The sequence below is a fragment of the Pseudomonas cedrina subsp. cedrina genome, from assembly GCF_001983175.1.
Classification (GTDB): Bacteria; Pseudomonadota; Gammaproteobacteria; order Pseudomonadales; family Pseudomonadaceae; genus Aquipseudomonas; species Aquipseudomonas cedrina.
The window spans coordinates 77,096-90,585 of the sequence record NZ_MNPW01000004.1; the positions used below are offsets into that span (position 1 = coordinate 77,096).

At 61.3% G+C, this 13,490-nt stretch carries 16 protein-coding genes; 12 read left to right on the top strand and 4 right to left on the bottom strand.

The genetic code is table 11. The annotated features are described in order from the left end of the window. Window positions 1-57 precede the first annotated feature (57 nt). A complete protein-coding gene (locus tag BLL36_RS08845; RefSeq protein ID WP_076951085.1) occupies window positions 58-348 on the bottom strand; it encodes a DUF3565 domain-containing protein in 291 nt (96 codons plus the stop codon). Between BLL36_RS08845 and BLL36_RS08850 the strand changes: the two genes are divergently transcribed. Continuing rightward, on the top strand, window positions 347-832 hold the full coding sequence (locus BLL36_RS08850) for an FKBP-type peptidyl-prolyl cis-trans isomerase (RefSeq protein WP_076951086.1): 486 nt from the start codon (window positions 347-349) through the stop codon (window positions 830-832). The two genes, BLL36_RS08845 and BLL36_RS08850, sit on opposite strands and share 2 nt — an antisense overlap. Window positions 833-1,099: 267 nt before the next feature. On the opposite strand, the gene rpsT is transcribed toward BLL36_RS08850, so the two are convergent. Further along, window positions 1,100-1,378: a 30S ribosomal protein S20 gene (gene rpsT, locus BLL36_RS08860; RefSeq protein ID WP_003188401.1), complete on the bottom strand. Its 279-nt coding sequence runs from the start codon at window positions 1,376-1,378 to the stop codon at window positions 1,100-1,102. A 253-nt stretch (window positions 1,379-1,631) separates the two neighbouring features. On the opposite strand from rpsT, the gene murJ reads away from it, so the two are divergent. The 6 genes from murJ to ispH all read left to right on the top strand — a co-directional run bounded on the left by murJ (window position 1,632) and on the right by ispH (window position 9,152). After that, a complete protein-coding gene (gene murJ / locus BLL36_RS08870) occupies window positions 1,632-3,170 on the top strand; it encodes a murein biosynthesis integral membrane protein MurJ (RefSeq protein ID WP_076951088.1) in 1,539 nt (512 codons plus the stop codon). A gap of 118 nt (window positions 3,171-3,288) precedes the next feature. Further along, window positions 3,289-4,227 carry a bifunctional riboflavin kinase/FAD synthetase gene (gene ribF / locus BLL36_RS08875; RefSeq protein ID WP_057725854.1) on the top strand — a complete coding sequence of 313 codons (939 nt, stop codon included), beginning with the start codon at window positions 3,289-3,291 and terminating at the stop codon, window positions 4,225-4,227. A 14-nt stretch (window positions 4,228-4,241) separates the two neighbouring features. Further along, window positions 4,242-7,073 carry an isoleucine--tRNA ligase gene (gene ileS, locus BLL36_RS08880; protein WP_076951089.1) on the top strand — a complete coding sequence of 944 codons (2,832 nt, stop codon included), beginning with the start codon at window positions 4,242-4,244 and terminating at the stop codon, window positions 7,071-7,073. Further along, the gene (gene lspA / locus BLL36_RS08885) at window positions 7,066-7,575 is read left to right on the top strand and encodes a signal peptidase II (RefSeq protein WP_076951090.1); all 510 of its coding nucleotides are present in this window, start codon (window positions 7,066-7,068) and stop codon (window positions 7,573-7,575) included. The genes ileS and lspA overlap by 8 nt, the downstream gene beginning before the upstream one ends. Further along, window positions 7,568-8,020, top strand: coding sequence for an FKBP-type peptidyl-prolyl cis-trans isomerase (fkpB, locus tag BLL36_RS08890; protein ID WP_076951091.1), 453 nt, complete (start codon window positions 7,568-7,570; stop codon window positions 8,018-8,020). Before lspA ends, fkpB begins: the two co-directional genes overlap by 8 nt. Before the next feature lie 184 nt (window positions 8,021-8,204). Next, the gene (gene ispH / locus BLL36_RS08895) at window positions 8,205-9,152 is read left to right on the top strand and encodes a 4-hydroxy-3-methylbut-2-enyl diphosphate reductase (protein ID WP_076951092.1); all 948 of its coding nucleotides are present in this window, start codon (window positions 8,205-8,207) and stop codon (window positions 9,150-9,152) included. On the opposite strand, the gene BLL36_RS08900 is transcribed toward ispH, so the two are convergent. Beyond that, complete coding sequence (locus BLL36_RS08900) at window positions 9,106-9,687, bottom strand: GspH/FimT family pseudopilin (RefSeq protein WP_076951093.1); 582 nt, start codon at window positions 9,685-9,687, stop codon at window positions 9,106-9,108. The two genes, ispH and BLL36_RS08900, sit on opposite strands and share 47 nt — an antisense overlap. A gap of 193 nt (window positions 9,688-9,880) precedes the next feature. Between BLL36_RS08900 and pilV the strand changes: the two genes are divergently transcribed. The 5 genes from pilV to thiO all read left to right on the top strand — a co-directional run bounded on the left by pilV (window position 9,881) and on the right by thiO (window position 13,194). Then, window positions 9,881-10,366 carry a type IV pilus modification protein PilV gene (pilV, locus tag BLL36_RS08905; protein ID WP_076951094.1) on the top strand — a complete coding sequence of 162 codons (486 nt, stop codon included), beginning with the start codon at window positions 9,881-9,883 and terminating at the stop codon, window positions 10,364-10,366. Next, the gene (locus tag BLL36_RS08910; protein WP_076951095.1) at window positions 10,363-11,070 is read left to right on the top strand and encodes a PilW family protein; all 708 of its coding nucleotides are present in this window, start codon (window positions 10,363-10,365) and stop codon (window positions 11,068-11,070) included. Before pilV ends, BLL36_RS08910 begins: the two co-directional genes overlap by 4 nt. 8 nt (window positions 11,071-11,078) lie before the next feature. After that, window positions 11,079-11,609: a pilus assembly PilX family protein gene (locus BLL36_RS08915; protein WP_076951096.1), complete on the top strand. Its 531-nt coding sequence runs from the start codon at window positions 11,079-11,081 to the stop codon at window positions 11,607-11,609. 11 nt (window positions 11,610-11,620) lie between these two features. After that, window positions 11,621-12,022 carry a type IV pilin protein gene (locus tag BLL36_RS08920; RefSeq protein ID WP_076951097.1) on the top strand — a complete coding sequence of 134 codons (402 nt, stop codon included), beginning with the start codon at window positions 11,621-11,623 and terminating at the stop codon, window positions 12,020-12,022. A 62-nt stretch (window positions 12,023-12,084) separates the two neighbouring features. After that, on the top strand, window positions 12,085-13,194 hold the full coding sequence (gene thiO, locus BLL36_RS08925; protein ID WP_076951454.1) for a glycine oxidase ThiO: 1,110 nt from the start codon (window positions 12,085-12,087) through the stop codon (window positions 13,192-13,194). On the opposite strand, the gene BLL36_RS08930 is transcribed toward thiO, so the two are convergent. Next, the gene (locus BLL36_RS08930; RefSeq protein ID WP_076951098.1) at window positions 13,181-13,414 is read right to left on the bottom strand and encodes a PP0621 family protein; all 234 of its coding nucleotides are present in this window, start codon (window positions 13,412-13,414) and stop codon (window positions 13,181-13,183) included. The genes thiO and BLL36_RS08930 overlap by 14 nt on opposite strands. Between the last annotated feature and the right edge of the window lie 76 nt (window positions 13,415-13,490).

The following is a 13,490-nucleotide window of genomic DNA, read 5'->3' on the forward strand; positions in this document are numbered from 1 at the left end:
GCTTGGGTGGCGCTCTATGGCTGAGCGCCTACCGCGAATCAGGTGCCAAGGTTATCGTTATTCGGGCTCTTGCGCACACCAGCCGCAGGCAAAGGACTGGCCTATTTTTTCAATACGTTGCGCAGGGGCGAGCACCCAGGCGCGCGACTGCCAGGGCGGCTGATGACGCAGGTGCTGGGTGTGGCCGCAGGACAGCTCGGCCACCCAGTGTTGGTCGTCATCCTGGTGGAACCCGATGATGAAGGATGCCGTTGATCGCTTCCGTCCGTCCGGGTTCTGTTCGCTTTCGGGCAAATCCTTGTTTAGACTTGTCCGTTCTTCATTCTTATGCAAAAGGTCTCGCCCCATGACGATCGCCGCTAACAAGGCTGTCTCCATCGACTATACCCTGACCAACGACGCTGGTGAGGTCATCGACAGCTCAGCCGGCGGCGCGCCGCTGGTCTACCTGCAAGGCGCGGGTAACATCATCCCAGGCCTGGAAAAGGCCCTGGAAGGCAAGGCAGTTGGTGATGAACTGACCGTCGCCGTAGAACCTGAAGATGCCTACGGCGAATACTCGGCCGAGCTGGTCAGCACGCTGAGCCGCAGCATGTTCGAAGGCGTCGACGAGCTGGAAGTCGGCATGCAGTTCCACGCCTCCGCGCCGGACGGCCAAATGCAGATCGTCACCATCCGCGACCTGGATGGCGACGACGTGACCGTCGACGGCAACCACCCGTTGGCTGGCCAGCGCCTGAACTTCCAGGTGAAGATCATCGCCATTCGCGACGCTTCCCAGGAAGAAGTGGCCCACGGTCACGTTCATGGTGAAGGCGGTCACCACCATTGATCGATGGTTTGATCAAACGGTAGCAAAAACGCCCCGACTGGTTCGGGGCGTTTTTTTGTGCCCAAAAAATGTGGGAGCTGGCTTGCCTGCGATACAAACAACTCGATACATCAGGCATACCCAGTTGATGCTATCGCAGGCAAGCCAGCTCCCACATTTTATCGACATGCTTCAGATATGAGGTACCAACAAAAATGCCCCATACCTTTCGGTACGGGGCATTTTTTAACTGTTCCACAACCTGGGTTGTGTTGCAGTTGTTACCACTTAGGCTGCAGCAGGAACGCTCAGAGCCTTGATGTGGCCATTCAGGCGGCTCTTATGACGAGCGGCCTTGTTCTTGTGGATGATGCCTTTATCGGCCATACGGTCGATAACCGGCACTGCCAGAACGTAAGCAGCTTGGGCTTTTTCAGCGTCTTTGGTGTCGATGGCTTTAACTACATTCTTGATGTAGGTACGAACCATGGAACGCAGGCTGGCGTTGTGGCTGCGACGCTTCTCAGCCTGTTTTGCACGTTTTTTGGCGGAAGGTGTGTTGGCCACCGTCGAGCTCCTCGAAAGACTTTTTAGGAAATAGCAAACAAAATAGGCCGCGAATCATGCCGATGACTTGACGGGTTGTCAAGGGCGGCTGATGCGAACTGCTGAGTGGTCGATCTGAAGAGGCGGGTGATTTATTTCCGGCGCTTGACCTGTAAACTCGCGAGCTTTGGCTCTGTGCTGTTGCAGGCGCGCAGTATCGCATAAGTGGGCGCTTTGTTCGCCTGCTCTTTATCTATAGGCGCAAACTCTTTCAATGAATCTGCTCAAATCGTTGGCCGCGGTCAGCTCTATCACGATGATCTCCAGGGTTCTGGGGTTTGTGCGTGACACCCTGCTGGCGCGCATTTTTGGCGCCAGCATGGCCACGGATGCCTTCTTTATTGCCTTTAAATTGCCCAACCTGCTGCGGCGGATCTTCGCCGAAGGCGCATTTTCCCAAGCCTTCGTGCCGATCCTGGCCGAATACAAGACCCAGCAGGGCGAGGAGGCGACCCGCACCTTTATCGCCTATGTCTCGGGCCTGTTGACGCTGGTGTTGATGCTGGTGACCATTCTCGGCATGCTCGCCGCCCCCTGGGTGATCTGGGCCACGGCGCCTGGCTTTGCCAATACGCCGGAAAAGTTTGCGCTGACCACTGACCTGCTTCGGGTAACCTTTCCTTATATATTGCTGATCTCCCTTTCGTCATTGGCCGGGGCGATCCTCAATACCTGGAACCGGTTCTCGGTGCCGGCCTTCGTGCCGACCCTGCTGAACGTCAGCATGATCCTCTTCGCGCTGTTCCTCACGCCGTACTTCGATCCGCCGGTGATGGCCCTGGGTTGGGCCGTACTGGCCGGCGGCCTGGCGCAATTGCTCTACCAGCTGCCGCACCTGAAAAAGATCGGCATGCTCGTACTGCCGCGCCTGAATCTGAAGGACACCGGTGTATGGCGCGTGATGCGCAATATGCTGCCGGCGATCCTTGGCGTGTCGGTCAGCCAGATTTCGCTGATCATCAACACCGCGTTCGCTTCGTTGCTGGTGTCCGGCTCGGTGTCATGGATGTACTACGCCGACCGTCTGATGGAATTGCCGTCCGGCGTGTTGGGCGTGGCCCTGGGCACGATCCTGTTGCCGACCCTGGCGCGCACCTACGCCAGCAAGGATCGCCAGGAATATTCGCGCATTCTCGATTGGGGCCTGCGCCTGTGCTTTGTGCTGGTGCTGCCCTGTGCGCTGGCGCTGGGGATCCTGGCCGAGCCGTTGACCGTGTCGCTGTTTCAATACGGCCAATTCGATGCCCATGACGCCCTGATGACGCAGCACGCCCTGGTCGCCTATTCCGTCGGGCTGCTGGGTATTATCGTAATCAAGGTGCTGGCGCCGGGCTTTTATGCCCAGCAGAACATCCGCACACCGGTGAAAATCGCGATTTTCACGCTGATCGTGACCCAATTGCTTAACCTTGTGTTCATCGGCCCGTTGCAACATGCCGGCCTGGCCCTGGCCATCAGTGCCGGTGCGTGCATCAACGCCGGCCTGCTGTATTACCAGTTGCGTAAACAAAAGATGTACCAGCCGCAACCGGGCTGGGGGCTGTTTGCCCTTAAGCTGTTGGTCGCGGTGGCGATGATGTCGGCCGTGTTGCTGGGCCTGATGCACGTTATGCCTGCCTGGAGCGAAGGCGGCATGTTGGAACGCTTCATGCGCCTTGGCGTGCTGGTAGTCGCCGGTGTGCTGGTGTACTTCGCAATGTTGCTGCTGCAAGGCTTTCGCCTGCGCGATTTCAATCGCAAGTCGTTGAGCTAGAGAGTTTGCCGCGATAAACGGTTGTTTTAGCGATTCGATCCATTTGGCCTGCGGTGTTGCCTGTCGTCCGGGGCCGGGTGTGGTTATAATCGACCACTTTATGAGCAAGAAGCGCGTTATGCAGCTGGTTCGAGGTCTCCACAACCTGCGCCCCGAGCATCGGGGCTGCGTCGCCACTATTGGCAACTTTGACGGTGTTCACCGTGGCCACCAGGCTATCCTGGCCCGGCTGCGCGAGCGCGCGGTCGAGTTGGGCGTGCCCAGCTGCGTGGTGATTTTCGAGCCGCAGCCGCGGGAATATTTTACCCCCGAGACTGCGCCGGCCCGTCTGGCCCGCCTGCGTGACAAGCTGCAACTGCTGGCTGAAGAAGGCGTGGACCGCGTCCTCTGCCTGGCCTTCAACCAGCGCTTGCAAAGCCTGAGCGCCGCCGAGTTCGTCGACCGTATCCTGGTCGATGGCCTGGGCGTTGAGCATTTGGAGGTCGGCGACGACTTCCGCTTTGGTTGCGACCGCGTCGGGGATTTCGATTTCCTGCAACAGGCCGGCGTCAACCAGGGGTTTACCGTCGAAGCCGCGCAAACCGTTGAACTCGACGGCCTGCGCGTGAGCAGTACCCAGGTGCGTAACGCCTTGGCCGCCGCCGACTTTGCCTTGGCCGAGCGTTTGCTAGGTCGCCCGTTCCGCATTGCCGGTCGGGTCCTGCACGGCCAGAAGCTGGCGCGCCAATTGGGCACGCCAACCGCCAACGTGCAACTCAAGCGCCGCCGTGTGCCGCTGACCGGGGTTTACCTGGTCAGCGTCGACATCGACGGCCAATCGTGGCCGGGAGTCGCCAACATAGGCGTCAGGCCCACGGTTGCAGGTGATGGCAAGGCCCACCTGGAAGTTCACCTTTTGGATTTTGCCGGTGATTTATACGACCGGCGTTTGACGGTGGTTTTCCACCAGAAGCTGCGTGAAGAGCAGCGTTTCGCCTCCCTCGAGGCGTTGAAAACGGCGATCAATGCGGATGTCGCCGCCGCCCGTGCACTAGCCGCACCTAGCGCCCATCGCTAACCGAAGAGCCTTAAATGACCGACTATAAAGCCACGCTAAACCTTCCGGACACCGCCTTCCCAATGAAGGCCGGCCTGCCACAGCGCGAACCGCAGATCCTGCAGCGCTGGGACAGTATTGGCCTGTACGGAAAGTTGCGCGAAATTGGCAAGGATCGTCCGAAGTTCGTCCTGCACGACGGCCCTCCTTATGCCAACGGCACGATTCACATCGGTCATGCGCTGAACAAGATCCTCAAGGACATGATCCTGCGCTCCAAAACCCTTTCGGGCTTCGACGCGCCGTATGTCCCAGGTTGGGACTGCCACGGCCTGCCGATCGAGCACAAGGTCGAAGTCACCTACGGCAAGAACCTGGGCGCGGACAAGACCCGCGAACTGTGCCGTGCCTATGCCGCCGAGCAGATTGAAGGCCAGAAGTCCGAATTCATCCGCCTGGGCGTGTTGGGCGAGTGGGACAACCCTTACAAGACCATGAGTTTCAAGAACGAGGCCGGTGAAATCCGCGCCTTGGCCGAAATCGTCAAGGGTGGTTTCGTGTTCAAGGGCCTCAAACCCGTGAACTGGTGCTTCGACTGCGGTTCGGCCCTGGCCGAAGCGGAAGTCGAGTACGAAGAAAAGAAATCCTCGACCATCGACGTGGCCTTCCCGGTCGCCGACGAGGCCAAGCTGGCCCAGGCGTTCGGCCTGGCGTCGCTGGCCAAGCCCGCGGCCATCGTGATCTGGACCACGACCCCGTGGACCATCCCGGCCAACCAGGCGCTGAACGTGCACCCGGAATTCACCTACGCTCTGGTGGACGTCGGTGACCGCCTGCTCGTGCTCGCTGAAGAAATGGTCGAGGCCTGCCTGGCCCGCTACGAGCTGCAAGGTTCGGTCATCGCCACCACCACCGGCTCCGCGCTGGAACTGATCAATTTCCGCCACCCGTTTTATGACCGCCTGTCGCCGGTGTACCTGGCTGACTACGTTGAACTGGGCTCGGGTACCGGCATCGTTCACTGCTCGCCTGCCTACGGCGTCGATGACTTCGTGATCTGCAAGCAGTACGGCCTGGTCAACGACGACATCATCAACCCGGTGCAAAGCAACGGCGTGTACGTGCCGTCGCTGGAGTTCTTCGGCGGCCAGTTCATCTTCAAGGCCGATCCGGCGATCATCGAAAAGCTGCGTGAAGTCGGTGCGCTGATGCAAACCGCGACCATCCAGCACAGCTACATGCACTGCTGGCGCCACAAGACCCCGCTGATCTACCGCGCCACCGCGCAGTGGTTTATCGGCATGGACAAAGCGCCGACCAGCGGCGAAACCCTGCGTAACCGCGCGATCGAAGCCATCGGAGACACCAAGTTCGTCCCGGCCTGGGGCCAGGCACGCCTGCATTCGATGATCGCCAACCGTCCGGACTGGTGCATCTCCCGCCAGCGTAACTGGGGCGTGCCGATCCCGTTCTTCCTGAACAAGGAAAGCGGCGAGCTGCACCCGCGCACCGTCGAGCTGATGGAAGTCGTGGCCCAGCGCGTCGAGCAGGAAGGCATCGAAGCCTGGTTCAAAATGGACGCCGCCGAACTGTTGGGCGATGAAGCGCCGCAGTACGACAAGATCAGCGACACCCTCGACGTGTGGTTCGACTCGGGCACCACCCACTGGCACGTGCTGCGCGGTTCCCACCCGATGGGCCACGAGACCGGCCCGCGTGCCGACCTGTACCTGGAAGGTTCGGACCAGCACCGTGGCTGGTTCCACTCGTCGCTGCTGACCGGTTGCGCCATCGACAATCACGCGCCGTACCGGGAACTGCTGACCCACGGCTTCACCGTCGACGAAAACGGCCGCAAGATGTCCAAGTCGTTGAAAAACGTGATCGAGCCGAAAAAGATCAACGACACCCTGGGCGCCGACATCATGCGTCTGTGGGTCGCCTCGACCGATTATTCGGGCGAAATTGCCGTCTCCGAGCAGATCCTGGCCCGTAGCGCCGACGCCTACCGTCGCATCCGCAATACCGCACGCTTCATGCTGTCGAACCTGACCGGCTTCAACCCGGCCACCGACATCCTGCCGGCCGAGGACATGCTCGCCCTCGACCGTTGGGCCATGGACCGCGCGCTGTTGCTGCAGCGCGAGTTGCAGGAAAGCTACGGCGAATACCGTTTCTGGAACGTCTACTCGAAGATCCATAACTTCTGCGTGCAGGAGCTGGGTGGGTTCTACCTCGACATCATCAAGGACCGCCAGTACACCACCGGCGCCAACAGCAAGGCGCGCCGCTCGGCGCAGACCGCGCTGTACCACATCAGCGAGGCGCTGGTGCGCTGGATCGCGCCGATCCTGGCCTTCACCGCCGACGAGCTGTGGGAGTACCTGCCGGGCGAGCGCAACGAGTCCGTGATGCTCAACACCTGGTACGAAGGCCTGACCGAACTGCCGGCCGACTTCGAACTGGGCCGCGAGTACTGGGAAGGCGTGATGGCCGTGAAGGTTGCGGTGAACAAGGAGCTGGAAGTGCAGCGTGCGGCCAAGGCCGTCGGTGGCAACCTGCAAGCCGAAGTCACCCTGTTCGCCGAGGAAGGCCTGAGCGCCGACCTGGCCAAACTGAGCAATGAGCTGCGCTTCGTGTTGATCACCTCCACCGCCAGCCTGGCACCGTTTGCCCAGGCGCCGGTGGACGCTGTCGCCACCGAAGTGCCGGGCCTCAAGCTCAAGGTGGTCAAGTCGGCCTTCCCCAAGTGCGCCCGCTGCTGGCATTGCCGTGAAGACGTTGGCGTGAACCCTGAGCATCCGGAAATCTGCGGTCGTTGCGTCGACAACATCAGCGGTGCCGGCGAGGTTCGCCACTATGCTTAAAACCAGTCGTTTCGGACGTCTGGGCTGGCTCGTGCTGAGCCTGCTGGTGCTGGTCATCGACCAGGTCAGCAAGGCTCATTTCGAAGGCTCCCTGCAGATGTTCCAGCAAATCGTGGTGATCCCGGATTACTTCAGCTGGACCCTGGCCTACAACACGGGTGCTGCCTTCAGCTTTCTGGCTGATGGCGGTGGCTGGCAGCGGTGGCTGTTCGCCGTGATCGCGCTTGTGGTCAGCGCGGTACTGGTGGTGTGGCTCAAGCGCCTGGGGCGCGATGACACCTGGCTGGCGATCGCCTTGGCCCTGGTGCTGGGCGGCGCGCTGGGCAACCTGTACGACCGCATTGCCTTGGGCCATGTGATCGACTTCATCCTGGTGCACTGGCAGAACCGTCATTACTTCCCGGCGTTCAATTTTGCCGACAGCGCCATCACCGTCGGTGCAATCATGCTGGCGCTGGACATGTTCAGAAGCAAGAAAACCGGAGAGACCGTCAATGACTGATCAGGTATTGGCCGGGCAACGCATCGGCCAGAACACGGAAGTCACTTTGCATTTCGCACTGCGCCTGGAGAACGGCGACACGGTCGACAGCACGTTCGACAAAGCTCCCGCCACCTTCAAGGTCGGCGACGGCAACCTGCTGCCGGGTTTCGAAGCGGCCCTGTTCGGCTTCAAGGCCGGCGACAAGCGTACCCTGCAGATCCTGCCGGAAAACGCCTTCGGCCAGCCCAACCCGCAAAACGTACAGATTATCCCGCGCTCGCAGTTCCAGGATATGGAGCTGTCGGAAGGCTTGCTGGTGATCTTCAACGATGCGGCGAATACCGAGCTGCCTGGTGTGGTGAAAACCTTCGATGACGCGCAAGTGACCATCGACTTCAACCACCCGTTGGCCGGTAAAACCTTGACGTTCGACGTTGAAATCATCGACGTTAAAGCGCTCTGACTGAAAAAACCGGTTCCTGTGGGAGCCGGGCTTGTGTGGGAGCTGGCTTGCCTGCGATGCAGGCACCTCGGTACTTTAGCTATACCGAGGTGATGCAATCGCAGGCAAGCCAGCTCCCACAGGAGTCAGTCCCTCAAGGGCTGAGTCGATCCCATTTCTTGCCATGCAAGACACGAGGCACAGCATGCAAATCAAACTCGCCAACCCCCGTGGCTTCTGCGCCGGTGTGGACCGGGCGATCGAAATCGTCAACCGCGCCCTGGAAGTCTTCGGACCGCCGATCTACGTGCGCCACGAAGTCGTCCACAATAAATTCGTGGTCGAAGACCTGCGCGCGCGCGGCGCCATCTTTGTCGAAGAGCTGGACCAGGTGCCGGATGACGTGATCGTCATCTTCAGCGCCCACGGCGTCTCGCAGGCCGTGCGTACCGAAGCGGCGGGCCGTGGCCTGAAAGTCTTTGATGCAACCTGCCCACTGGTGACCAAGGTACACATCGAAGTTGCACGCTACAGCCGTGACGGTCGAGAGTGCATCCTGATCGGCCATGCCGGGCACCCGGAAGTCGAAGGCACCATGGGCCAGTACGACGCTGGCAATGGTGGCGCCATTTACCTGGTTGAAGACGAAAAAGACGTCGCCAACCTGCAGGTGCATAACCCCGAGCGCCTGGCATTCGTGACCCAGACCACCTTGTCCATGGACGACACCAGCCGCGTGATCGACGCGCTGCGCAGTCGCTTCCCGGCCATTGGCGGGCCACGCAAGGACGACATCTGCTACGCCACCCAAAATCGCCAGGACGCGGTCAAGCAATTGGCGGATGAATGCGATGTGGTCCTGGTAGTCGGCAGCCCCAACAGCTCCAACTCCAACCGCCTGCGCGAACTGGCTGAGCGCATGGCAACGCCTGCGTACCTGATCGATGGTGCCGAAGATATGCAGCGCAGCTGGTTCGAGGGCGTCGAGCGTATCGGCATCACGGCGGGCGCTTCGGCGCCGGAAGTGCTGGTGCGTGGTGTCATCCAGCAACTGCACGCCTGGGGTGCCACCGGGGCCGATGAACTGGCTGGCCGCGAGGAGAACATCACCTTCTCCATGCCCAAGGAGCTGCGGGTTCGCTCGCTGCTTTGACTGCCCGGGTGCCGGAGTCGCTCCGGCACAATGCCTGCTCGGCTCTTTCGCTGCGCAGGCTGATGCGCCCGCTGGGCGCCAGGACTACCTGCAACCGGCTCTCTGCCTGGTCCCGGGCACACACATGCACAGTGCCGGCTCGAAACCCTCCCCCTGAAAACACCGGTTCGCCCAACCCGCTGAAGCGCACCTGGTTCTTCAGCGGCCCATTGCCCACGACCGGCACCTGCCCGCTGTCCTGGCGTTCCAGCAGCACTGGATTTGTATCATCCAGATGGCCGCGTCCGCTTAGGTCCACGATTACCCGCCAACCTTGACCCCAGTCTTCATCCAGGGCGTGAATCACCACCGCCTGGTTGCGGGCGATGGCTTCGGTGCGTGCGTAGCGCAGCCCTCCCGCCAGGGACTGTGCCGCGCTATGTCGTTGCTGTGATTCCAGCAGGTTCTTGAAGCCGGGCACGGCCAGGTTGGCCAGGATGCTGCTGATGATCAGTCCGAGCAGCAGTTCTATCAGGGTGAAACCTCGTTGTTGCATGCGCCGTCCCTCCGTGGATTCAGGTCGAGCCTTAGGTATAGCGCCCGGGCTGCGGCGCTGGATGGTGGCCTTTATGTCCAAAGTATTTCCCTTTGTTCCTGGAGCGGCGCCGGCGAAAAACCGGCGCTAGTCTTGGGTCGCACAGCAGACTTGAGCTGCTTTTTTTCGGCCCTCGACACGGAAGACGACGGTAATGCTTGCCTGCCCCCACACCGGTTTTTCCCAGGTTTTGCCTCGCCACCAGGTCGGCATGACGCTGATTGAGGTGCTGATCGCAGTACTGATTCTCGCCGTTGGCCTGCTGGGCTCGGCGGTGATCCAACTAAACGCGCTCAAATACACCGACAGTGCCAGGATGACCAGCCAGGCCAGTTTCATTGCCTATGACATGCTTGATCGCATCCGCGCCAACTCGGCCGCCGACTACACATGGGGGCGGTCCGGGCGTGCCCCGGCGAGCATCGCTGACGCCAGCGTGCGCGATCTGGACCTGCATGATTTCGAGGCGAACATCCTTGGCTTTGCCGGGGATGGCGGCAAAGGCTCGGTGTCGGTCAGCGCAAGTGAAGTGACTGTCAGCATCAGTTGGGATGACAGCCGAGGGGCTAACAGGCCGGGCGCCAGGGAAACGTTCACCCTGACCAGCCGTATCAGTGATGAGCCGGGGGTGGCCCAATGAGGCGGCGTGTTCGAGGTTTCAGCCTGGTGGAGTTGCTGCTGGCGCTGGCAATGGGCTTGGTGCTGGTGCTTGGGGCCAGCCAGGTCGTGATAAGCACCAACGCCACCCACGCCAGCCAGCAGGCCGCCATGCTGCTGCAAGATGATGCGCGGTTCGTGCTAGGCAAGATAACCCAGGATATTCGCCAGGCCGGCATGTTCGGCTGTCTGGCCACGGGGTTTATCGACAACGCCCCGCCAATCTTTGACCAGCCTGTCAGTTGGGCTGCCGGGGCGGGCGCGAAGTCGCTCACGCTGGTGACTGCGCATGTCGATAGTGAGAGTGGCAAGCCGGACTGGACCGTGTTGTCCGACTGCACCGGTAGCGCCCAGGCGTATGCCGCAAGCGGCCCAGCGCCTGCACCCGGTCAGATCCGTTTTGCGTTGCGTCAACTCACCTACACCTTCGAAGCGGGGCAATTGAAGGTCAGCACGCCTGCGGCTCCGGCCAAGGCGGTGTTGGTGGATAACGTGCAGGCATTCGATATCAGCTTTGGCGTATCCGCCAAGCCCTCATCGGTGGAGGTGGTGCGCTACGACGCGAGCCCGGCCGACCTGTCTCTGGTGCGCAGTGTGCGCATCCGGATGACGCTGCAAGACCCGACCGGTCGGGTAAAAGACCAAACCTACAGCGTCGTCGCGGCGCTGCGAAACCGTCTGGGGTAGGGCGACCAATGATGCTCACAGAAGGTTTTCGTTTGCGCCAGGCCGGCATGGTGCTGCTGATCAGCCTGGTGTTCCTGTTGCTGGTGTCGCTGGTGGGTATGACATCGATGCAAGGTGCAATCACCCAGCAAAAGATCAGCGCCAGCCTTTGGCACCGCAATCAGTCGCTGCAAAGTGCCGAAAGCGGTTTGCGGCGCGGAGAGTCTGCCGTACGGCGGTCCTTCGCAGCGCTGCCGTTGTGCCAGTCAGTTGTCTCCTGTGCGCCACCGCAAGCGGCTTTTTCGGTGGTCGGGTCCGGCGTGGACCCTATTTCGGGCATGACGTGGGTGGCGCTGAAGGGCGGCCTGTACGGCATCCAGTTCCTGGGGCCTGCGGTAGGGCTGGCGCATTTACCGCCACACACACAGGCATGGGTTTATCGAGTGACGGCAGTCGGGCTGAGCGGCCAGGTGCGTACGGTGCTGGAGAGCGTCTATGCGCGGGTAGAAGAGGAGAGCGGCGCGCGATTTCGGCGTGTGGCATGGCGGCAACTTCAATAGGGAGCAATGGAATGGGCATGGATAGCCAGGGGTTTACCTTGATCGAGTTACTGATCGCCGTGGCGATCATCGCTGTATTGGCCGGGATCGCTTACCCCGGGTACACCGGCCACATGAAAAAGGTCTATCGCGCCGAGATCGTCGCGTTGTTGATGGAACAGGCTCAGCACCTGGAGCGCTTTTATACGAGGAACGGCACTTTTATTGACGCAGAGGGCCTCAGTGCGGGCAATGATCACTATAGAATCAGCGCTGCATTGAACCCTCGGGATTTCCAGCTGGTGGCCACGCCCGCCGTCGACTCGGTCATGCTCGGCGACCCTTGCGGCGACTTCAGCCTGAGCAGCACCGCTGCGCGGGGAAACCCCGGCGCGGCATCGGGAATGTCGCGCAAGCTGTGCTGGGGGCAATGATGAGGATGCTGGATGATTGGGCGCCGCGTGCGCTTGTTCCTATTTATCGGCTGGATCAAATGATGGCAGAGCAACAGCGGGTAGTGATTGTCGGTGGCGGAGTCATCGGCTTGTTGACGGCGTTCAACCTGGCGACCCAAGGGCAAGCAGTGGTGTTACTGGAGCGCGCGGCTTTGGGGCAGGAGTCCTCCTGGGCGGGCGGTGGCATTGTTTCGCCGCTCTATCCCTGGCGCTACGGCCCGGCCGTCACTGCGCTGGCGCATTGGTCCCAGGATTTTTACCCACAACTGGCGCAGCGTCTGTTTGCCGCGACAGGTGTTGACCCCGAGGTGCATACCACTGGCCTGTATTGGCTGGACCTGGACGACGAAGCCGAAGCCCTGGCCTGGGCTGCACGGGAAGGGCGCCCATTGAGCAAAGTAGACGTCTCGGCGGCCCTTGATGCCGTTCCGGTGCTGGGCGGCGGGTACTCCCAGGCGATCTACATGGCCAATGTCGCCAATGTGCGCAACCCGCGGCTGGTCAAATCCCTCAAGGCGGCGTTGCTGGCGTTGCCTGGCGTGACCATTCATGAGCAGTGTGAAGTGACCGGGTTTGTTCTGGATGCCGGCGATGTGGTGGGCGTGAACACCGCGGAGGGTCCGGTGCTGGGCGATCAGGTCGTGTTGGCGGCAGGTGCGTGGAGCGGTGAGTTGCTCGGCACGCTGGGCCTGTCGTTGCCGGTCGAGCCGGTCAAAGGCCAGATGATCCTGTACAAATGCGCCTCGGACTTCCTGTCGAGCATGGTCCTGGCCAAGGGGCGTTATGCGATCCCTCGGCGTGACGGGCACATCCTGATCGGCAGTACCCTGGAGCATGAAGGGTTCGACAAGACCCCCACCGAAACGGCGCTGGAAAGCCTCAAGGCCTCAGCGGTGGAGTTGATCCCCGCCTTGGCCGACGCCGAAGTGGTGGGGCATTGGGCCGGATTGCGCCCCGGTTCGCCGCAGGGCATCCCGTACATCGGCCGGGTGCCGGGCTTCAACGGGTTGTGGCTCAACTGCGGGCATTACCGCAACGGCCTGGTACTGGCGCCAGCGTCCTGCCAATTGTTTACCGATTTGCTGCTGGCGCGTGCGCCCATCATCGACCCGACGCCGTATGCGCCCGAAGGCCGGCTCAGCGCTGGATAGACTTGGGCCCTTGTTCCAGGTGCGCCTGGGTGCAATACCACTCCTGGCGCGAACTCAAGGCGCGGTCCTGTGGCAGGTGCACGCCGCAGTGGGCGCAGCGCACCATCAGCGCGGCGCCGGGCTCGCTGGCTCGCTGTCGTTTAGCGGCCGGGCTTTTGAATTTGCGCCAGAACCATACCGCGGCGGCAATGACGGCAATCCAGAACAGTAGACGAAGCATGATGGCGGTTTCTCGACAAGGAATGCGCCAGTTTAGCCAAGGACCTGCCAAGCGCACAGCGCAATAATACCGCCCA